The organism is Saccharomonospora sp. (assembly GCF_027317685.1).
In the GTDB taxonomy this organism is placed as follows: Bacteria; Actinomycetota; Actinomycetes; order Mycobacteriales; family Pseudonocardiaceae; genus Saccharomonospora.
In genome coordinates this window covers 37,356-56,879 of sequence record NZ_DAHVQP010000128.1, presented here as the reverse complement: position 1 = coordinate 56,879, position 19,524 = coordinate 37,356, and the positions used below count along the sequence as shown (strand labels likewise).

Here is a 19,524-nt window from a genome sequence, read left to right as displayed (position 1 = left end):
GTCATCCTTCCAAGACGCTGCCGATTGTGGTGTGGCCTCCTGCATCGGACCATTCGATGGTCTTGCAGATCTCGGCCATCATCGCGACATAGTCCTCCCAGTCGCGCAGGCATTCGGTGCTCATGGTGAAGAACGCCAGCTCACCGCGACCGGCCAAGGGATGGATCAGCTGCAATTGCCGCACGCGGTGCACGGTCGCCGCCTGCCCTCCCGCAATGTTCGTCGGTGTTTGGAACATCGTCTCGTCCACGACACTGAGGCAGCGGCCGACCGGAAGATCCACCAATTGCGCCTCACTGCGAGGACGATGAGTGCGCAAGGCGTCCATGACTCCTTGCAACGGACGACTTCCAAGGCCACCCGCTTTCTGCACCTATACGATGAACTGCGCCGTGGTCAGAGCGGTGGGATCATGGTCGGAGCGACCCAGGAACGTCGCGGCGTAGAGCACACCTTCCGCGAGCATCCGTCCCACCACGTACTGATTCGCCATCAGCACGTGGAGTTTTTGCTCGTCCGTGAGTTGCGGCAGTGACTCGACCAGTCGCCGATGTAGCTTTTCGGCGCGTTCAGCCGGTTCGGCCGTGAGATCGACGGGCACGAATTCGCGAGGTAAAGCGAATCGCAGAGGAAACGTACGGTCAGTGTTGAGTGCCGTGTCCGTGCTCACAGGATCGCTTCCTTTTCTGGCGCCTTCGCGGTCATCCCAGCGCCTTCACGAAGCTGGACAGTGACGTACCGAGCCCCTTTATCCCGTCCAACCCTTCGCCCCAGGTTCCGACCGTGGAGCCGCCTGCCGCGCCCCCCGAGACCCAGCCTGTGGCGTTCTTAACGTCTTCCGTGGTGTCATTGCCGATGAACAGATCGGCGGCCACCGGGGCTTGAAGACCAAGATTGACGGTGCTCTGGGACGCTTTTGCGATAATTCCGGCGTCGCCTCCGATGAGGTCGGACGTTCGATTTCCCCACCACTTGAACATTTCCGCCGGTTTTGCGACTGTGCCCGCTTCCTGCAGAAATACCCGGGTACCCGTGCCGGCGGCAGTGCCCAGGCCTTCGACCATCTGGAAGGTATCGGTGGCTGCGGAGAACCCCTTCGTCGCCGCACCAACACCCGGCACCAAGCCGAGGACATCGGTGCCAAGACCGCCCCAGGCGTTTATGTCCGTCCACTTGCCTTCGGCCACCATCTCACCGCAGTGAGCGGCCAGTGCGACACCACCGGAGATCAGTGCGATCGGCCCCGTGATCGGGGCCAGACACGGGATGAAGGACAGCGCGCCGGCTACGGCCGAGATCATGCCCGCGACGTCGCCGATGGGTCCGAGGTTACCCAGCACCCATTCGCCTGCTGCGCTGAGCGCGTCGCCGATGGCCTCGAACATCCCTTTGTCAGGAGCGTGCTCGGCCGCACGGTTCAACGCCTCGGCGCACTTCCTGGCGTCGTCCTCCCACGTGTCCTGAAGATTACGAGCTTGTCGTCGGATCTCCTCGACGCTGCCCCAGGCCCGGTCGGCTTTTCCACGAGCTTCGGCCGCGGCGTCGGCCCTGGACTGGAGCTCCTGGCGAGCTGCTTCCGCAGAGGAGGGATCACCGGGGTCGTAGGCGATCGACACGTTGGCCTTGGCCGAAGCCTCTTGGGCCGCGGCATCCGCCTTCTCCGCTGCTTCGACAGCCTTACGTGCCTCTTCCTCCAGTTCGGCGGCGCGTTTCTGGTGGGTCTCGAGCCGGTCGGCCCAGGTGTCGAGCGCCTTCCCCGCGTTCTTCAGGGAGATATGCGCGTTCTCCACGTACTCGGGCAGGTCCCCGATCCGGTCGGCGAACGCCTTGGCCGCCTCTCCCGTCCAGACGTCCTTCTTGCCCTGGATGGATACCAGGACATCGTGGGCTTCCCGGGCGTAGATGCCGGTGTCGGTGGCCTGTTGAGCGAGGTCGCGAACCGAGGATACGTTCCCCGGAGCTGGATCGAAACCCAGGTTTGGGTACTTGTTGTCACTCACGAGTTCTGTGTCTCTGCAGCTTCGAGGTTGTCCGCCATCTTCGAAAGGCTCTCTCGGAGATCGCTTTCCACCTCGGCATAGGCTTTTTTGGCCTGATCCAGGCCGTCGCGGATCTCGCTCACAGCCTCACGGAGCTGTTCGAGTCCTTCCTCCCAATCGGCACGGAAGTCGGCGAGCGCCTCGTCAAGTTGTTTCGGCCCGATGGAATCGGGGCCGATGTCCTTCATGCGTTTCGTCGCGTTCTCGACGTTCTCGATCGTGCGGTCGAGGTTCTTCCCCAGCGCGTCGAGGCCGCCGATATCGACGGTGAAATCGGTCATGATTCGTTCCCCCAGCGTTCGGGGGACTGTATCGGTCGGTGGAGACGGCGCATAACCGGGATGGTGCGCCACGGGCGGCTCGGTGATGTGAGGCGTTGCTCACTGCCCTCGGGATGATGGCCGGACGCCGATTCGTATGCTGGGTTGCGTGAATTGGACTGTTGACGTCCCCATCGACGCCCTGCCCTCGCTGCCGCCGCTGCCTGCCGAGATGCGCAAGCGCCTGGACGACGCGCTGTCTCGCCCCGCGGCGCAGCAGCCCGAATGGCCCGACGCGGAGGCGGTCTCCCGGGTCCGGACGGTGCTGGAGAGCGTACCGCCGATCACGGTGCCCGCGGAGGTCGACCGCCTACGCGAACGGCTCGCCATGGTCGCGCGCGGCGAGGCGTTCCTGCTCCAGGGCGGTGACTGCGCGGAGACGTTCGAGTCCAACACCGAACCCCACATCCGCGCCAACCTGCGCACGTTGCTGCAGATGGCCGTGGTGCTCACCTACGGCGCGAGCCTTCCGGTGGTGAAGGTGGGCCGCATCGCGGGGCAGTACGCCAAGCCGCGTTCCAACAACACCGACGCCCTCGGGCTGCCGGTCTACCGGGGCGACATCGTCAACTCGCTCGCCCCCGATCCCCAACTACGCGTGCCCGACCCTGGGCGCATGATCCGCGCCTACGCCAACGCGGGTGCCGCGATGAACCTCGTGCGCGCGCTGACGGGCGCCGGCATGGCCGACCTGGCCCAGGTGCACGCCTGGAACAAGGACTTTGTGCGCACCTCACCCGCGGGGGAGCGGTACGAGGCGCTGGCCGCGGAGATCGACCGGGGCCTGCGGTTCATGGCGGCCTGCGGGGTCAGCGACCAGTCGCTGCACTCCACCGAGATCTTCGCCAGCCACGAGGCGTTGCTGCTCGACTACGAGCGCGCCATGCTCCGCCTCGACGACCCCGCCTCCGACGACCCGTCGCTGTACAACCTGTCGTCGCACTTCCTGTGGATCGGCGAGCGCACCCGCCAGCTCGACGGCGCGCACATCGCCTTCGCCGAACTGGTGTCCAACCCGATCGGCATCAAGATCGGGCCCACAACCACGCCCGAGCAGGCCCTGGAGTACGTGGAGCGCCTCGACCCGAAAAACGAGCCCGGCAGGCTCACCCTCATCTCCCGGATGGGCAACGGCAAGGTGCGTGAGGTGCTGCCTCCCATCGTCGAGAAGGTCGAGGCATCCGGGCACAAGGTCATCTGGCAGTGCGACCCGATGCACGGCAACACGCACGAGTCGTCGAACGGCTACAAGACCCGGCACTTTGACCGCATCGTCGACGAGGTCCAGGGCTTCTTCGAAGTGCATCGCAAGATCGGCAGCTACCCGGGTGGCATCCACGTCGAGCTCACCGGTGAGAACGTCACCGAATGCCTGGGCGGTGCGCAGGACATCTCGGACCTCGACCTGTCCGGCCGTTACGAGACGGCGTGCGACCCGAGGCTGAACACGCAGCAGTCGCTGGAGCTGGCGTTCCTCGTCGCCGAGATGTTGCGCGCCTGAGGACGACGGCCGGGCCGTCAGGGGCAGTGCTGGAGCAGCGCCGCCATCGACTTGGTGACGGCGTCGGCGAGTGAGCCGACGCCACTCACGGCGTCCCCTCCGGTGTGCAGGCCGATGTGCACCCCGTCCCGGTATGTCGAGACGGCACAGGCGACCGATTGGTGAGGGGCCAGCGGCACCACGGGATACACCTCGCACAAGGCAGCGCCGTCGAGGGTCAACGGCATCCCCGGTAACGGCACGTTGGTGACCACGGTGTCGAACAGCAGGGGCGCCGCGTGGGCGACGGTGCGTGTGGCCAGCCGGTGCACCGCGCCCGGAAGCCGCTCGGCGAGCACGGGTAACGCTCCCGGACCACGCCAGGGTCCCGCCTGTTTGTTGCGGTTCATCGCCTCGGTCACCGCGTGGAGCCGGTCGACCGGCGACTCCAGGTCGACCGGTAGTTCGCATAGATATCCCGACAGGGCGTTGCCGCCCGCCTGTTCACCGCGCCGCCGCCGCATGCCGACGGGAATCAGTGCGCGAAGCGGGTGCACGGGATCGTCGTTGCGGTTCGTCAACCACTCGCGCAGCGCCCCGGCCATGAGCGCGAGCACGACGTCGTTGGTCGTGCCGCCGTGGGCCCTGCGCACCCGCCGGATGTCACCGAGATCGAGCCGCACGAACCCGAGCCGCCGTCGAGTCGAACACGTGGTCACCGTCGGCGACAACGGGAACGGCCTCGCCGCCCGCAGCATCGCCCCGGCGATACCGGCCGTCTCGACGGCGTTGCCGACGACTTGCTCGACGGTCGCGCGGGTGTCCCGCCACAGCGCCCGCAGCGGCGAGTCGTCCGCGGCGTCGGCGGGCGACATACGCGGCGCGGGACGGGAGATCGATGTCTCGTCGAGCAGCCCCAACACCAGCTCGACCGCGCCCGCACCGTCACACAGAGCGTGGTGGAACTTGACGAGCAACGCGAAACGTTCTTCCGGCAACCCTGTGACGAGCTGAACACTCCACAACGGACCGCTCGTGTCTAACGGGGCCGCGAGCCAGCGTGAGGCGTGGGCGGTGAGCGGATCGGCTCCCTCGCTCGTCAGGCGGTGGACGCTGATGTGGGAGGACGCGTCGAAGCCCGGATCGACCTCCCAGCAAGCGCCCCCGGTGAGTTCGGTGCGCACCCGTCGCCGCAGCCGTGGCAACGCCTCGGCCCGCTGCGCCAGGAGCGCGGCGAGCCGGTGTACATCGGGATCCCGCGCCGAGAACAGCGCGACAGCACCCAGGTGCATGGGGGTCGCGGGGCCGTCGATACACAGGAAGGCGATGTCCAGGGCGCTGAGCCGGTCGGCTGGCATCGGCGGTCTCTTTCGAAAAGTCGGTGACGTGGTTCGCCGCCCTCACGAGGGGATGCGGGGACAGCGGCACCACACTCATCTTCGGCCACGCCCCGCCCCGCCGCAGTCCGTCGTGACGTGGGCACGCGTAGAACGCGCGATCAGGGGATCACCGACAGGCTGACCGTCGAACCGGGTTCGACGAATTCACCGCCGTCGGGGCTCTGCTCTATCACCAAACTGATGGGACCGCGCGATTCCTCGGCCTCCACCTTGAAGCCCGCGTCGCGGAGGATCTCCACGGCTTTCTCGGTCCGACGTCCCACCACGGACGGCACTTCCACCGCATTGGACACAAACACCCCGACACGACTGCCCTGCTCGGGTGTGCTGCCGTTGCCGGGATCGGTGCGTACGACGTGGCCGGGGCGCACGCCCGCGGAGAACTCCTCACCGGCTTCGTAGGGTTCGAACCCCGCGTTCCGCAATGCCTGGAACGCCTCGTCCCGGGACATGCCGTTGACGTCGGGCACCGGTGTCGGCGGCGGCCCCTTCGACCGCACGATGGTCACGGTGTCGCCGACGTTGGCCTGGGTACCCGGTTTCGGTGCCAGCGTGACCACGGCGCCCTCGGGCACCTCGGCGTCGTAGGCGTCGGCCTCCTCGTCCAGCCGGGGTTCCAACTGCATGTCGCGGATGGCGCGTTCGGCCTCCTCGACGGAAGCGCCCGCGTGGACGTCGGGCACCACGGGCTTGCCCAGGGAGAGCACCACGGTCACCTCGTCACCCTGCAACGCGCGCGAGCCGTCGTCCGGGTCACTGCGGATCACCGCGCCTGCCGGGGTGGTGTTGTGGCGCTCCTCGGTGAACACGGGGGTCAGTTCCGCCTGCCGTAACGCTGCCTCCGCCTCCTGTCGGCTCATCCCGGCGAGCGAGGGAACGTCGACGTAGCGGCCCGCGGAGAACCACCACACGCCGGCGCCGATTCCACCCAGCAGAACCAACACCACCAACGCCAGGACCGCGAGCGGTGGGCGGCGGCGTGTCGGAGCGTCTGCCGGACCGTCCCGCTCGGCGTCGAGTCGCTGCGAGTTCTCGACCGCGCCGCGCGGTAGAGCCTGCGTACCGCGGGGGCCGGCTACCGGGTTCTCGGTGACGGCGGGTATGGCGGGCACGGTCAGTTCCGAGACCGTCTCGGTGGGCGCGTTCCGCGAGGCATGGGAATGGCCGGGGGAGGTGACCACCGGGATCGGAACAGTGGACACGCCGAGTTCGGACCTCACCCGGCCTAGTTCCGCCAGAAGCGCCTCGGCGTCGGCGGGGCGTGCCTCGGCGTCACGCCGAGTGGCCCGCAACACGAGATCGTCGAGTGCCGAGGGCAACTCCGGTACCGCGGCGCTCGGCGCGGGCACATCGTCGTTGACGTGGCGGTAGGCCACCGACAGTGCCGTGTCACCGCTGTAGGGAACCTGACCGGTGAGCATCTCGTACAGCAGGATGCCCGTTGAGTAGACGTCCGACTGTGCGGTCGCCGCGCCCGTCGTGACCTGCTCGGGGGACAGGTACGCGACCGTGCCGAGGATGACGCTCGCACTGGTGGTGCCGGTGCTGGCCACCGCGCGGACCAGGCCGAAGTCGGCGACCTTGGCGACACCGCCCGTGTCGCCGGCCGGGCCGATGAGCACGTTCTCGGGCTTGATGTCGCGGTGCACCAGACCGGCCGCATGGGCGGCGGCCAACGCCGAGGAGACCTGTTCGGCGATGGTGAGGGCCAGTGGGACGTCGAGCCGCCCCCGCTCGTCGAGCAGGTCCCGCAGGGTACCGCCGTCCACGAGTTCCATCACCAGGAAAGCTCTGGGGTTCTCCGGACCCGTGGAGGTGTCGAAGCCCTGATCATGCACCGCGACCACGTGCGGGTGGTGCAGCCGGGCCGCCGCTCGGGCCTCCCGCTCGAACCGGTCGACGAACGATCGGTCGCCCGCGAACCGCGAGTCCATGACCTTCACGGCGACCGGCCTGTCCAATCGGGTGTCGACCCCGCGATACACCGATGACATGCCACCTCGGGCGATGAGGTCCTCGACGCGATACCGCCTGTCGAGGAGTGCGCCGGCGAGGCTGGGTTCGGTGCGTGTCACAGCGGTCGTCCTACGGTCGGGTCTGTTTGGAAACCGATGAGCACCCATGGTGACGAAGTGGAGAAGGGCGCTCTCTCGGGCGCCCCGATTATGGCAAGGTGGGGTACGTGAGTGCGATTCCAGTCGCTGACGACGTACTTGGCCCCGACGTTGCTGTGTTGACCGTCGCCGAAGTGGCGAAGACGATCGGGTCGTCGGAGAACAAGATCCGGCAGATGCTGCGGGACGGCCACCTGATCGCAGTACGCCGGAACGGCGAACTCCTCATCCCCGCCGACTTCGTCAACGCAGGTGGTGCGATCAAGGGCCTGCCCGGAACCATCACGGTGCTGTCCGACGCCGGGTTCAGCCGGACCGAGATGTTGCGATGGTTGTATTCGGAGGATGAGACACTGCCCGGTTTGACGCCGGTCAACGCGTTGCGGACCAATCACGGCACCGAGGTCAAGCGGCGCGCGCAGGCGATGGCTTTCTGACGGCCGTTCCGAAAAACAAGACACGGGCACCGCGCGTGAAACGCGCGGTGCCCGTTGCTCGGTTTCAGTCGAGATTCGACCTCAGTACGGGCAGGTCGAGCGGTACTCCTCGATCGAGCGGTCGCTTGGGTTGGGGCAGAGGAACTGGCTGTAGCGGGTGTCCTCGTCCACGAACCGCTTGAGCCACGAGATCGTGTACTTCGCGATTGTGGTGTTGGGCAGGTTCGGCGCGAAGTGAGTGGCGCCGTCCAGCTCCATGTACGCCTTCTCCAACGAGTCCGGCAGACTCTCGTAGAAAGGCTTGGCGTGGGTCCGCACCGACGCGATGGTGTCGCGCTCCGCGCCGATGATGAACGTCGGCACCTGGACCTCGCCCCAGGTCTTGTCCAGGTTCCACGGAGTCAGGGGGATGGACGCCTTCAGCGACGGCCGGTCCACGGCCGCCTCCAGCGAGCCGCCACCGCCCATCGAGTGACCCATGACCGCGAGACGGTTCGGGTCGAGGCGTTCGCGGACGTCGCTGTCACTGCGCTCCACCAGGTAGTCCAGCGCGGCCAGCAGCTGGTCACCGCGCTGCCCCGGCTGGTCGAGACGCGTGTTGGTGTCGATGGTGAACACGATGAAGCCCTGTGAGGCGATGCGCTCGCCGTACCACGACATGCTGCCCTCGTCGGCGGTGAAGCCGGGGGCGACGGCGACGGCACCGAAAGTGCCTTCGCTGGTGTCGGTGGGGTAGTAGATCGTCCCGCCGCCGAAGCCCGGGGCCAAGACGGACACCCGCTCCTCGTCCACCCGGAACGGGCCACGGATGGCCTCGATACTGTCCTCGGTCGGGTCGGGGCCGCGTTCGTAGGGGTTGTCCTGGGCTGTGGAGACCTCAGCTCCCGCCACGCCGCCCGCCGCACCGACGAGCACGGCCAAAGCGGCGGTCATCGCGCCGATCGCTCGCGCCATCGAGGCGCGGGCGCCGGTGCCCGCCTGCCTGCGAATTCGCACTGCGTCGCTCCTTTACGTCCGGAAAGTCCAGGCAACTGAGTCGCTACCTGCGTTCGCCCAATGACGAACAGTGATGATTCTGGCCGGATCGGAGCGGCGTAACATCGGTAGAATCACCAGTTATTACCGGCGGGTAGGCAGGCGGGTCGGCCGGTTCTCACCGGAAGAGGGCCGCCAGTTGCACGCGCGAACGCACGTCGAGCTTGGCGAAGATGTTGCGCAGGTGGTGGTCCACCGTGCGATGGCTGATGAACAGCTGCGTGGCGATCTCCTTGTTGGTGGCGCCGTCGGCCACGAGCTGCGCGATACGTTCCTGTTGCGGGCTCAGTCCCCGGGACAGGTTGGGTTTGCCCCGGCCCGGATGACCGCAGGCGCGTAGTTCCTGCGACGCCCGTTCCACCCAGTGCGTGGCACCGAGGTCGTCGAACAGCTGGACGGCTTCCCGCAAGAGCTCGCGAGCCTGCTTGGGCCTGCGGGAACGCCGCAGGTGCGAGGCGTACAGCAGCTCGGTGACGGCCAGATCGTAGGGCGCGTCGGCCTCGCGGTGGAGTCGGATCGCCTCGGCGAACCGCGCCTGCGCTTCACCGTCCTGCTCGGCGAGCAAGGCGTGACAGCGATGGGCCAACGCGACCCGGGCGGTACCTCCCGTGGTGTTGGCCCACTGTTCGAACGTCACCAGGGAACGCCGGGCCACGTCCTTCTCACCGCAGCGCACGGCCGCCTCCACGAAGTGCGGCACCGCCATCACCCGCAGCGGCGCGCAGTGCCGGGACCGGCCCACCGCCATCCGGCGGAACCGGTCGAAGGCGTCGGCGGGGCGGTCGTGGGCGAGGTCCACGCAGGCCGCCGCCCAGGTCGCCAGCGCGCTCGGGCGGCCCAACCCCCGTTCGACGAGTTCGGTGTCCGCGGCTCGCAGCCTCTCCAAGGCGGTTTCCTGGTCGCCTTGCAACGCGGCCAACATGGCGAGCACCGTGACATGGTCGACGGCCGAATTGGACTGCCCCAGCGAACGCGCGACCTGCAGGCCCTCCAACGAGGAGGCGGTCGCCGTGGAGAGTTGTCCGGACAACAACGCCGACAGCGCTGCGTACACCAGGGCCCACGGCACCCCGGACTCGTCACCACGGGCACGAGCACACACGACGGCCTGGAGCGCAAGGTCGCGGGACCGTTCGGCGTCGCCGAGGGTGAAAGCGGCCTGGCTCGCGAGGGTTTTCGCGATCGGATCGAGGGTCGTCTCGCCGAGTTCGACGAGGCTGCGCAGCGGTGTGGCCGCAGCGCTGTGCTGACCCCGGAAGGTCGCCGACATGGCGGTGAAATGCTCACGCACCACTCGCGTGACCGGCCATTCCTCCGGACCACAGAGGAGGGCGGCGTCCTCGGCGGTGAGGCAGTAACGTGCGTTGTCGCCCGCGACGAAGCTCGCCTCACCCGCCAACATGAGCGTGGTCGCGGCGAGTGCGCGGTGGGTGGGGGCCAACTGTCGCGCGGTGGAGGCCAACTCGGTCGCGGCCACGGACGGGTCACCTCGGCGCAGCTCGATCTCGCCCGCCAATCTGCTGACCCGTGCGCCGAGATCACCGTCAGCGAGTGGGGCGGCGAGTCGCAACGCGGTGCGAGCCCGCTGGGGGCGGCCGGAGGCCCAGTGGTCCGCGGCCGCTGCCACCAGGCGACGAGCGCGTTCCGTCGTGTCCGACGACAGGACGGCCGCTCGTTCGCTCGCCGCGGCGGCCGTGGAATGGGCGGCGGCGGCACGGGCCCGCTGCGCGACGTCGTCCAGGTTCGCCACGAGATCCGGAGCGGGTGCCATGGCCGTAGCGGCCCGATGCCACACGGCCCGATCGCGGTCGCCGACGGCCTCGGCCACCTGGGCCACTCGGTGGTGCGCTCTCGCGATGTCCTGCGGTGTCAGGGCGGCGAGTACCGCGGAGGGCACGATGTCAGCCGCGGTGCGGATCGTGTCGCCGTCGAGCACCACCAACCCCGAACGGGTGGCCTCGGCCAGGGCTTCCTCGTGACTGTGAGGGAGCACGAGGTAGGTGAGTTGCTCGTCGAAACCCTCGGACATCCCGGCGAGCGCCACCACCTCGCGCGCCTGCGCTGACAAGGCCGACAGGCGGTGTCCGAGCGTGCGGCACAGTCTTCCCTCTGGAGGAGGCGACGAGGGAGGGACCGCTCTGCCGCACAAGTGGTCCGGTGTCAGGCTATCGGCGAGCTCGACCAGCGCAAGAGGGTTGCCGTGACCGACGTCCAGGAGTGGGTCGGCGAGGTCGTGGGACAAGGACGCGCCGAGCCGGTCACGCAGCAGCGCGTGCGCGGCTTCGTCGCCCAGCCTGCCGAGTCGCAGCCGGGGCAGTTCGCCCCATACCGACGTCTCCGTGTCCGCATCCGGATCGGCCGTGCAGTCGACGGTGAACACGAAGACCACGCAGGCGTGGTGCGCGCGGCGAGCGGCGAACGTGAGAGCGGACAGGGACGCGTCGTCCAGCAGGTGAGCCGAGTCGACACAGCACAGCACGGGCTGTTGTCGCGCGGCCAGATCGAGTAGCGCGGAGACGGCCGCCGGTACCGCGAGCGAACCGGTGCGCCCACCATCGTCGTCGGGAAGCCCCCACACCGGTCGCAACGCGCGGGCCCGGTCCTTCGGTAGGAGCGGCACCAAGGCCTCGAGTGGTCGCAGAAGCTGCTCGATACCGGCGAAACGGACGGTGGATTCGGCCGCGCTGCCCTCGGCCCGGAGCACCCGGAACCCTTCGGCGCGCTCGACGAGCGCACCGAGCAGGGTGGTCTTGCCTGTCCCCGGGGCCCCCACGAGGACCATTCCGGCGCCTCTTCGGCCGGAAGTGTTGTCGAGAAGCCCGGTCAAAGTCGCGAGTTCACGATCCCGCCCACGCACCGGGTACGCGGACGTGTCATCCCACACGGCGAGCATCTCGACAGTGTCGCTCCTTGATCACCGCGCGGGAAGACGTCCGATCGGGAATCTACCGATCAGCCGTTCCGACGGTCCCGCCACGCCAGCCACTCCCGCAGCTGGCCGAGGTCGTAGTCGGGGCCGCTGGCGCTCACCGTGAACAGCGTGATGCCGAGATCCGCCAGTTGATCACCGTTCTCGGACGGCGAACCCGACGCGCCGACGGAGAGTTCGATCTCCGCCGGGTCGCGGCCCACGTCCGCGCAGTGTTGTTCGAGGATCCCGATCTTCCGTCGAGCCACTTCGACGTCGCCCCAGCTGTGCCAGATGTCGGCGTGCCGAGCCACCAGCCGCAGTGTCTTCTTCTCCCCGCCGCCGCCGATGAGCACGGGAATCTTGCGCGTCGGTGCCGGGTTGAGCTTCTCGAACCGCTGCTCGATTCGGGGCAGGGCGTTGCCGAGGTCGGCGATCCTGCTGCCCGCCGTGCCGAACTCGTAGCCGTACTCCACGTAGTCCTTCTCGAACCACCCGGCCCCGATACCGAGGATGAGCCTGCCTCCGCTGATGTGGTCCACAGTGCGGGCCATGTCGGCCAGCAGCTCGGGATTGCGGTAGCTGTTGCAGGTCACGAGCGCGCCGATCTCGACCCGGGACGTCGCCTCGGCCCAGGCGCCCAGCATGGTCCAGCACTCGAAGTGCTTGCCCTCGGGATCACCGCTCAACGGGTAGAAGTGATCCCAGTTGAAGACGATGTCCACCCCGAGCTCCTCGGCCTCCGCCACCGCCCGGCGGATATCGCCGTAGTCGGCGTGTTGCGGCTGGAGCTGTAACCCGATACGGATCAGCCGTCCTGTCGTGGTCGTCATGTTCTCCGACCTTACTGGCGTGCGAAGTGGACGGCGCGGTTCGACGCGGGCTCGCCCTCCGGCGGTGGACGTCAGGACGTTCTGCGAGTCGCTCGGTCCGCGAGTTCGACGAGCCGTTGCGCGGCGGGTTCGGCGAGGGAAGCCTTGCGGAGTGAGGACAGCGCGTTGTCGGTCATCGCCTCGATCCGGCGTTCCACTTCGGCCACCGCGCCGACGTCGACGAGCACTTGCCGCACGTCGTCCACTTCCGCGTCGGTCAGTTCCACCTCGCCCACCGCTTCGGCGATCACTTTCCGCTCGTTCTCCCGGCCCTGCCGCTCGGCGTAGTCCAGGCCGAGCGCCAGCAGCAGGGTGCGCTTGCCTTCGCGGAGGTCGTCCCCGGCGGGCTTACCGGTGACGGACGGATCCCCGAACACACCGAGCAGGTCGTCCCGAAGCTGGAAGGCGACCCCGAGTTCACCACCGAAGTCCAGCAGCGCGTCGATGAGCTCGCGGTCGGCTCCGGCGAGCGCGGCCCCCAGGTGGAGGGGCCGCTGCACGGTGTAGGCGGCGGTCTTGAGCCGGTCGACCCGCAGCGCGGCCTCCGCGGAGGTGTCCCCGGTGGCCTGCGTGTGGACGTCGAGGTACTGCCCGGCCAGGACCTCGGTGCGCATGGCCCGCCACGCGGGACGCGCGGCCGCGACCGTCGCGTGAGGCAGACCGCATTCGGCGAACATGTCCTCGGCCCAAGCCAACGCCAGATCCCCGATGAGCACGGCGGCGGCCCGCCCGAACGCTTCCGCCGAGCCGAGCCAGCGCTCTCGGGTGTGTCGAGCAGCGAAGGCCACATGCACGGTGGGTGAGCCACGGCGAGAATCCGAGGAGTCGATGACGTCGTCGTGGATCAGCGCGCACGCCTGGATCAGCTCCAGGCTGGCCACGGCTCGGAGCACTCCCTCGGCCTCGTCCGAGTCCGGAGCGCCACCCGCGCCGCGCCATGCCCACCAGGCGAAAGTGGGTCGTAGCCGCTTGCCGCCTCCGAGCACGAAGTCGCTCAAGGTGGACACGGCCGGGCCGAACGTCGGCTCGACGCGGAGAATCGATTCCCCGGCTTGGTGGAGGAAGTCGCTCAGCACGCGCTCGAGCTCGGACGGCAGGTCAGCGTCGAAGACGGGCATACCTCCATCGTCCCAGGCGGGCATAAATCGATGTCACCCATATGCATGAAGGGGGTAGCGTGCCGGCATGAGCGTCCACAAGATCAGCGACCAGTTCGTCGACGACTACGCCGCAGCGGAACCCATCCTGGCGACCTACATCGGCGTCGGCGACCACGATGACCAGCTCACTGACTTCTCACCCGAAGGACACGCGGCGAGGGCTGCGATCCAGCGCAGGGCCTTGAACGACATGAAGGCCGCGGAACCGGCCGACGACGGCGAGCGGGTGGCCAAGGCAGTCTTCATGGAGCGGATCAGCAACGAGTACGCGATCCACGACGCTGGGCTCGACATCGCGTCGCTGAACACCATCGCCAGCCCCGTGCAGGACGTGCGCGAGGTATTCGACCTCATGCCTACGGACACGCCGGAGCACTGGGAGACGATCGCCGCCCGGATGTCCCAGGTGCCTTCCGCGCTCGACGGTGTGCGGGCCTCACTGTTGGCGGCGTCCGAGGCGGGCAGGGTCTCCGCGCTGCGGCAGGTCACCAAGGTGGCCGAACAGGCCGACTACTGGGCGGGAATGAGCGGTGGAACGGGCTACTTCGACAAGCTCGTCGCCGGTGCCGGCGGCGTGGAAGGTGTTTCCGACACCCTGAAGCAGAAGCTGCGGAACACGGCGCGTGAGGCGCAGGAGGCGTACGCCGAACTGGCCGGTTTCCTGCGGGCCGAACTCGCCCCCAAGGCCCCCTCGAAGGACGCCGTCGGCGAGGAGAACTACCGGCTGTGGTCCCGGTACTTCCTCGGCGCCGACCTCGACCCGCGTGAGGCGTACGAATGGGGGTGGGAGGAATTCTTCCGCGTGGAGCGGGAGGCCAAGGAGGTCGCGAACCGCATCAAGCCCGGCGCGACGCTGGCGGAGGCCGCCGCCGCTCTCGACGCCGACGCCCGGTACAAGGTGCACGGCCAGGCCCGGTTCGAGGAATGGATGCAGAACCTGTCGGACGAGGCGCTGTCGGCGTTGAGCGGCACGCACTTCGAGACCTCCGACCGGCTGCGGGCCCTGGAATGCAAGATCGCGCCACCCGGGGGACACGTCGGCGCGTACTACACCGGTCCGAGCGAGGACTTCTCCCGGCCGGGCCGGATGTGGTGGTCGGTGCCCGCCGACAAGGAGGAGTTCTCCACGTGGCGGGAGGTCACCACCGTCTACCACGAGGGCGCCCCGGGGCATCACTTGCAGATCGCGACGGCGGTGCAGGAGCAGTCGCTGAACCGGTTCCAACGGCTGCTCGCCTCGACCTCCGGCCACGCCGAGGGTTGGGCGCTCTACGCGGAGCGGCTGATGCGGGAGCTGGGTTTCCTCTCCGACGACGGAGACCTGCTGGGCATGCTCGACGCTCACCTGTTCCGCGCGGCACGGGTGATCGTGGACATCGGCATGCACCTGGAACTGGAGATCCCGGCGGGCACGGGTTTCCACGAGGGCGAGCGCTGGACCCCGGAACTGGGCCTGGAATTCATGCTCACCCGCACGATCACCGATGCCGAACACGTGCACGACGAGATCGACCGTTACCTGGGCTGGCCGGGGCAGGCGCCCTCCTACAAGCTGGGCGAACGGCTGTGGCTGCAGGCCCGCGAGGACGCCCGTCGTCACCAGGGTGAGGTGTTCGATCTCAAGGACTTCCACACCAAGGCCCTGCGGCTGGGAGGCATGGGTCTGGACACGCTCAAGGAGCAGCTCACGGCGCTGATGTGAGCGGGTCGACGGAAAGGAGCCGGAAAGGCCGCCCGACACCCGAAGGCCTTTCCGGCTCACTTCCCGGTGAGACGCAGGGACTCCTGCTCGTCGGCCCGCTGCAACGCGTCGTACGGGGTGGCCAACCCGTCGCGGATCACCCGTCCGAGAGTGCGGAACCGGTAGCTCAGCAGCCCGATCGACAGTGCCACGTACACGGCGCTGAGCACCGCGATGATGACGCGGTCGACTTCCGTGGGCAGCACGATGCTGGTGATGAACTGGGTGAGGAACAGGACGAGCAGCACCGTGGCCCACCGCGCCGTCATCGTCAGCGACACCAGGATGGACACGGCGAACAGCGACTGTGCGGCGGTGAGCATCAGTTCGAAGCGCTGGTGCGGGTCGATCGGAAGCCCGTCGAAGGAGCCGCTGGAGACGGCGAAGACGAGTGGGATGGTGCCCACCAGCAGGGTCCACTGGTTGACCTTGCTGGAGATCAGTGTCCCGAGCGAGGAACTGGCGTGCAGTTTCCACGCGAACAGGCACGCGACGATCAGTTCCGGTGACTCGCTGGCCAGCGGCGCGACCCACTGCACGAGCAGGAAGTGGTCGATCCCCAGTTCGGTGCCCGTCTCCACCAGGTTGTGGGCGAAGTGTTCGGCGGTCGCGAGGATCACCACGGCGGCGTAGCCGAACATGAAACCGTAGAGCCAGCGCCGTGCCGACTTCGAGTGCGAGCCGACCCATGCCGAGGTGCCCGTGAGGTCGGGTTCCTCAACCGGCGCCTTCGCCAACCGCAACGCGTACGCCACGAACAGCGACACCAGCACCGCGGCGTCCACCAGCGTCAACGAGTGCCGCAGCGGGAAGTGCAGCGAGTACAGGGTCGCCGCTCCCAGGAAGACGAGCTCGACCGACATGCGGCGCGGCAGTTTCACCCAGCCGACGTGGGTGGACGGGGTGCTCGTCCTGCCGTGGCGCCGTGCCCACAGCACCGCCAGCGTCGCCACGAGCACCACCAACGGCCAACCGACACCGACGAGGATCCGGTTCGCTCCCGTCATGTTCGCCAACGCCAGTGAACACGGGTTCGAGCCTTCACTTCCGGCCATACAGTGCCCGTGTTCGGCGTTGATCAGCCCCGCACGCATGGTGAACACGAAGTCCACGGCGTACTCGGGCAGTACGGCCAGGAACGCCAGCAGGGCCAGGGCGAGGCCCCCGTTGATGTCGACCTGCGCCGCTTCCGCCGCCCACGACAGGATGAAGGCCGCGCCGATGATCGCGATTCCGTAGATCAGGGCCGCCAGCGGCGCGACGACCTGCGGGTGTGGCAATCCGAGATAGTCGGCGCCGCCCAAGTACAGCCCTGGGGTCGCGACGAGGACCGCGATGGGCAAGGGCGGTGTCAGGCGGTGAGCAGCGTCCGGCACCCGTCTCACATTCCCGGCGAAGTTATGATCAAAACAACTCTGCGCATCGCTGTCCCCTGGGCGGTCCTATGCTTAGGATCACGCCATGCGGTCCGGTCCTCTCACTCCGTCGTCCCGAAGCCTCTGACGCGGGTGGCTCGAACGACCGGCCGACTGGCCGACCGTGGCCGCCTGTTCCGCCCGTGCCCCCGTGTCCGTCCTTCTCGACGTTGGAGCGCGTCCCCATGTCCTCGCTCGGCGTTTCTCGGCCGCGTGCGGCCTCCCTCAGCCTGGTCACCGCCGGAGTCCTGTGGGGTACCGGCGGCCTTGCCGGAGCGGTGCTGTCGGAACGGGCCGAGTTGTCCTCGACCACGGTCGCGGTGTACCGACTGCTGTTCGGTGGTGCCTTCGCCCTGCTGTTGTCGGGGAGCACGGGCCGTTTGCGCTGCCTACCCCGCACAGTCGAGGTGGGGCGGAGGCTGCTCGTCACCGGCGTACTGCTGGCCGTCTTCCAGGCGTGCTACTTCGGTGCGGTGACTCTGACCTCGGTCAGCGTCGCCACCATGGTCACCATCGGCAGCGTTCCCGTGTTCGTCGCCCTCGCGAGCACGGTGCTCGATCGGCACACCGTCGACCTGCCCACGGCGGTGGCCGTGGGCAGCGCGGTGGTGGGTCTGGTCCTGTTGAGCTGGTCGCCCGGTGAGGTCGTCGACACCGGGAATTTGGTCGGCGGACTGGTGTGTGCCCTCGTCTCCGGGGCGAGTTTCGCGACGTTGACCCTGGTGACCCGCAGGCCCGTGCCGGGGCTGGACTCGCTGCGCACGACGGCGTTCGGTTGTCTCGTGGGCGGGGTGTTGCTGGTGCCGATGGCGGCGTGGTCGTCGGGTCGGCTCTCCGAACTGCTGCCGCCGGCGCGACTCGACGTGGCGCTCCTCGCGCTCTACCTGGGACTGGTTCCCACGGCGGTGGCCTACGCCGCCTACTTCCGCGGACTCGGCGGAGCCCGGCCGGTCGTGGCGGCGTTGTCCGCGTTGCTGGAGCCGCTCACGGCCGCGGTGCTGGCCGCGGTACTGCTCGGAGAGGACCTTGGCGTCGTCGGATGGTGCGGTGCCGTACTGCTCGTCACCGCGGTGGCGAGCAGCTACCTGCGTCCGACCCACCGAAGCCCCGAACCGTCGAAGTCCTCCGAAGTCCGCCGAGGCCCGTCGAGGCCGTTGAAGCAGGAGCGTGAATCCCGTTACTCTCCGCGCGACGACACGAAAAGGTGATGCGCGGTGGAACTACCGGAACCCGGCCTCGACCGGGTCGCCCACGTGCGGGTGGAACTCGGCGACCTCCTCACGGTGGGACCCACCGCGATGGGACTCCGCCGTATCGTGCCGATCGTCGGTGGCCGTATCGACGGTGACCGGTTGAGCGGGGAGATCCTCCCCGGCGGTGCGGACTGGCAACTGATGCACGGCGACGGCAGTACCACGATCGACACCCGGTACACCGCTCGCACGGACGACGGTGCGTTGATCTACCTCGCCACCTCGGGGGTCCGGCACGGCCCCGCCACGGTGCTCCGACGACTGGCGGACGGCGAGCCCGTGGACCCGCGGGAGTACTACTTCCGGCTCGGGGTCCGGCTCGAAACGGGCGACGAACGGTACGCGTGGCTGACTCGCACGGTGTTCGTCGCCTACGCCGCACGGCTCGCCGACGCCGTGGCCTACGACCTGTACGCGGTGGCTTGATCTTGTTTCCGTGGTCCGGGGCTCACTCCAGCGGCAACGTGCGGCCCAACACGGCGAACGCGCGCGGATCGCCCGCGAAGTGGTAGTGCCGGAGTACGTCGACGAACCCCATCCTGCGGTACAACCTCCAGGCTCGGGTCGGTCCTTCCGGGGTGGAGAGCAACACGTGCCGCTGTTCCACGCCGTCCAGCAGCGTGCGCAGAAGAGCCTCACCGAGGCCCCGGCCATGGCGGTCGGGGCGCACATGGATTTCGGTCAGTTCGAAGTAGTCGGCCAGCCAAGCATCTGCGGTGGCCTGGTCTGCGCTTTCCAGCACGCCACGGCGCACCTGTTCGTACCACCACTGGCCGGGACTGCCCTGATAACCGTAGGCCAGACCCACCAGCGTGTCGTCGGAGTCGAACGCGGCCACGCCACGCCAACCCGCGCGCAGGATGTGGGTGAGCCACATGGGCGCCCTCTGCTGCGCGGTGCCGGGTGGATAGTTCATGGCCGCCACATAGATGGCCAGGGCGTCCGGTAGTAGCGCGCGGAACTCCTCACCGGTAAGCCGAACGACGCGCTTGTGGCCGGGCGAGGTGCTGGTCATCGGGTACGGCCCTCTCGGTGCTGGATTCTGTCGCGGTGTCGGGTCGGCGCACGTGGCCGGGAAGACGGCGCGGGGGCGTCCGGCAGCCTCCCACGTCGTCTTGTGATCACGTAGGGCCTCGTCCACGAGTGTAGTGATCCGGGGCGGCAGGCCTGGGAGTACGGCGCCGATCCCTTCGCCTGAGGGTGCCCGGCCGGTGTCCGCGTGTCGCGTCGGACAGCGGCCGGATGTCCTCGGCGGTGTTCGACGGTCCGGTTTCGAGGTGCGATGCGGATCGTTCCGGTTTTCGGTCTTGAACGAAGAGGACGGACAGGATAGTGTGGACCCACTCGAAC

General features: G+C 68.3%; 17 protein-coding genes. 5 read left to right on the top strand and 12 right to left on the bottom strand.

Annotation, left to right across the window (positions count from 1 at the left end; translation table 11 throughout):
* Position 1 precedes the first annotated feature (1 nt).
* From M7H19_RS15295 to M7H19_RS15280, 4 genes are read right to left on the bottom strand one after another with little or no spacing between them, the layout of a single operon-like run.
* Complete coding sequence (locus M7H19_RS15295; protein WP_298181958.1) at positions 2–328, bottom strand: hypothetical protein; 327 nt, start codon at positions 326–328, stop codon at positions 2–4.
* A gap of 45 nt (positions 329–373) precedes the next feature.
* A complete protein-coding gene (locus tag M7H19_RS15290; protein ID WP_298181956.1) occupies positions 374–670 on the bottom strand; it encodes a hypothetical protein in 297 nt (98 codons plus the stop codon).
* Positions 671–701: 31 nt separating this feature from the next.
* A complete protein-coding gene (locus tag M7H19_RS15285) occupies positions 702–2,000 on the bottom strand; it encodes a hypothetical protein (RefSeq protein WP_298181954.1) in 1,299 nt (432 codons plus the stop codon).
* Positions 1,997–2,320, bottom strand: coding sequence for a type VII secretion target (locus M7H19_RS15280; protein ID WP_298181952.1), 324 nt, complete (start codon positions 2,318–2,320; stop codon positions 1,997–1,999). Before M7H19_RS15280 ends, M7H19_RS15285 begins: the two co-directional genes overlap by 4 nt.
* 136 nt (positions 2,321–2,456) lie before the next feature.
* Between M7H19_RS15280 and M7H19_RS15275 the strand changes: the two genes are divergently transcribed.
* Complete coding sequence (locus tag M7H19_RS15275; protein ID WP_298181950.1) at positions 2,457–3,860, top strand: class II 3-deoxy-7-phosphoheptulonate synthase; 1,404 nt, start codon at positions 2,457–2,459, stop codon at positions 3,858–3,860.
* A gap of 17 nt (positions 3,861–3,877) precedes the next feature.
* On the opposite strand, the gene M7H19_RS15270 is transcribed toward M7H19_RS15275, so the two are convergent.
* Positions 3,878–5,197, bottom strand: a complete 1,320-nt coding sequence (locus M7H19_RS15270; RefSeq protein ID WP_298181948.1) for a wax ester/triacylglycerol synthase family O-acyltransferase — start codon at positions 5,195–5,197, stop codon at positions 3,878–3,880.
* A gap of 140 nt (positions 5,198–5,337) precedes the next feature.
* Positions 5,338–7,314 carry a Stk1 family PASTA domain-containing Ser/Thr kinase gene (gene pknB, locus M7H19_RS15265; RefSeq protein ID WP_298181946.1) on the bottom strand — a complete coding sequence of 659 codons (1,977 nt, stop codon included), beginning with the start codon at positions 7,312–7,314 and terminating at the stop codon, positions 5,338–5,340.
* Between the two features lie 107 nt (positions 7,315–7,421).
* On the opposite strand from pknB, the gene M7H19_RS15260 reads away from it, so the two are divergent.
* Positions 7,422–7,790 carry an Rv2175c family DNA-binding protein gene (locus tag M7H19_RS15260; RefSeq protein WP_298181944.1) on the top strand — a complete coding sequence of 123 codons (369 nt, stop codon included), beginning with the start codon at positions 7,422–7,424 and terminating at the stop codon, positions 7,788–7,790.
* 81 nt (positions 7,791–7,871) lie between these two features.
* Here the strand turns inward: M7H19_RS15260 and M7H19_RS15255 are convergent, their stop codons facing one another.
* The 4 genes from M7H19_RS15255 to M7H19_RS15240 all read right to left on the bottom strand — a co-directional run bounded on the left by M7H19_RS15255 (position 7,872) and on the right by M7H19_RS15240 (position 13,723).
* The gene (locus tag M7H19_RS15255) at positions 7,872–8,786 is read right to left on the bottom strand and encodes an alpha/beta hydrolase (protein WP_298181942.1); all 915 of its coding nucleotides are present in this window, start codon (positions 8,784–8,786) and stop codon (positions 7,872–7,874) included.
* 157 nt (positions 8,787–8,943) lie between these two features.
* Positions 8,944–11,718 (bottom strand): LuxR family transcriptional regulator, encoded by a 2,775-nt coding sequence (locus tag M7H19_RS15250; protein WP_298181940.1) that lies wholly within the window; start codon positions 11,716–11,718, stop codon positions 8,944–8,946.
* A 59-nt stretch (positions 11,719–11,777) separates the two neighbouring features.
* Entirely contained in the window at positions 11,778–12,566 is a 789-nt protein-coding gene (locus M7H19_RS15245) for an LLM class F420-dependent oxidoreductase (protein ID WP_298181939.1), read from the bottom strand.
* A gap of 71 nt (positions 12,567–12,637) precedes the next feature.
* Entirely contained in the window at positions 12,638–13,723 is a 1,086-nt protein-coding gene (locus tag M7H19_RS15240) for a polyprenyl synthetase family protein (protein WP_298181937.1), read from the bottom strand.
* 67 nt (positions 13,724–13,790) lie between these two features.
* On the opposite strand from M7H19_RS15240, the gene M7H19_RS15235 reads away from it, so the two are divergent.
* Positions 13,791–15,467 (top strand): DUF885 domain-containing protein, encoded by a 1,677-nt coding sequence (locus tag M7H19_RS15235; protein ID WP_298181935.1) that lies wholly within the window; start codon positions 13,791–13,793, stop codon positions 15,465–15,467.
* 56 nt (positions 15,468–15,523) lie between these two features.
* Here the strand turns inward: M7H19_RS15235 and M7H19_RS15230 are convergent, their stop codons facing one another.
* Complete coding sequence (locus M7H19_RS15230; protein ID WP_298181933.1) at positions 15,524–16,882, bottom strand: sodium:proton exchanger; 1,359 nt, start codon at positions 16,880–16,882, stop codon at positions 15,524–15,526.
* Between the two features lie 224 nt (positions 16,883–17,106).
* Between M7H19_RS15230 and M7H19_RS15225 the strand changes: the two genes are divergently transcribed.
* Positions 17,107–18,129 carry an EamA family transporter gene (locus tag M7H19_RS15225; RefSeq protein ID WP_298181931.1) on the top strand — a complete coding sequence of 341 codons (1,023 nt, stop codon included), beginning with the start codon at positions 17,107–17,109 and terminating at the stop codon, positions 18,127–18,129.
* Positions 18,130–18,135: 6 nt separating this feature from the next.
* Entirely contained in the window at positions 18,136–18,600 is a 465-nt protein-coding gene (locus tag M7H19_RS15220) for a DUF3237 domain-containing protein (RefSeq protein ID WP_298181928.1), read from the top strand.
* Between the two features lie 22 nt (positions 18,601–18,622).
* Here the strand turns inward: M7H19_RS15220 and M7H19_RS15215 are convergent, their stop codons facing one another.
* Positions 18,623–19,189 (bottom strand): N-acetyltransferase, encoded by a 567-nt coding sequence (locus M7H19_RS15215; RefSeq protein ID WP_298181926.1) that lies wholly within the window; start codon positions 19,187–19,189, stop codon positions 18,623–18,625.
* Positions 19,190–19,524: the final 335 nt, after the last annotated feature.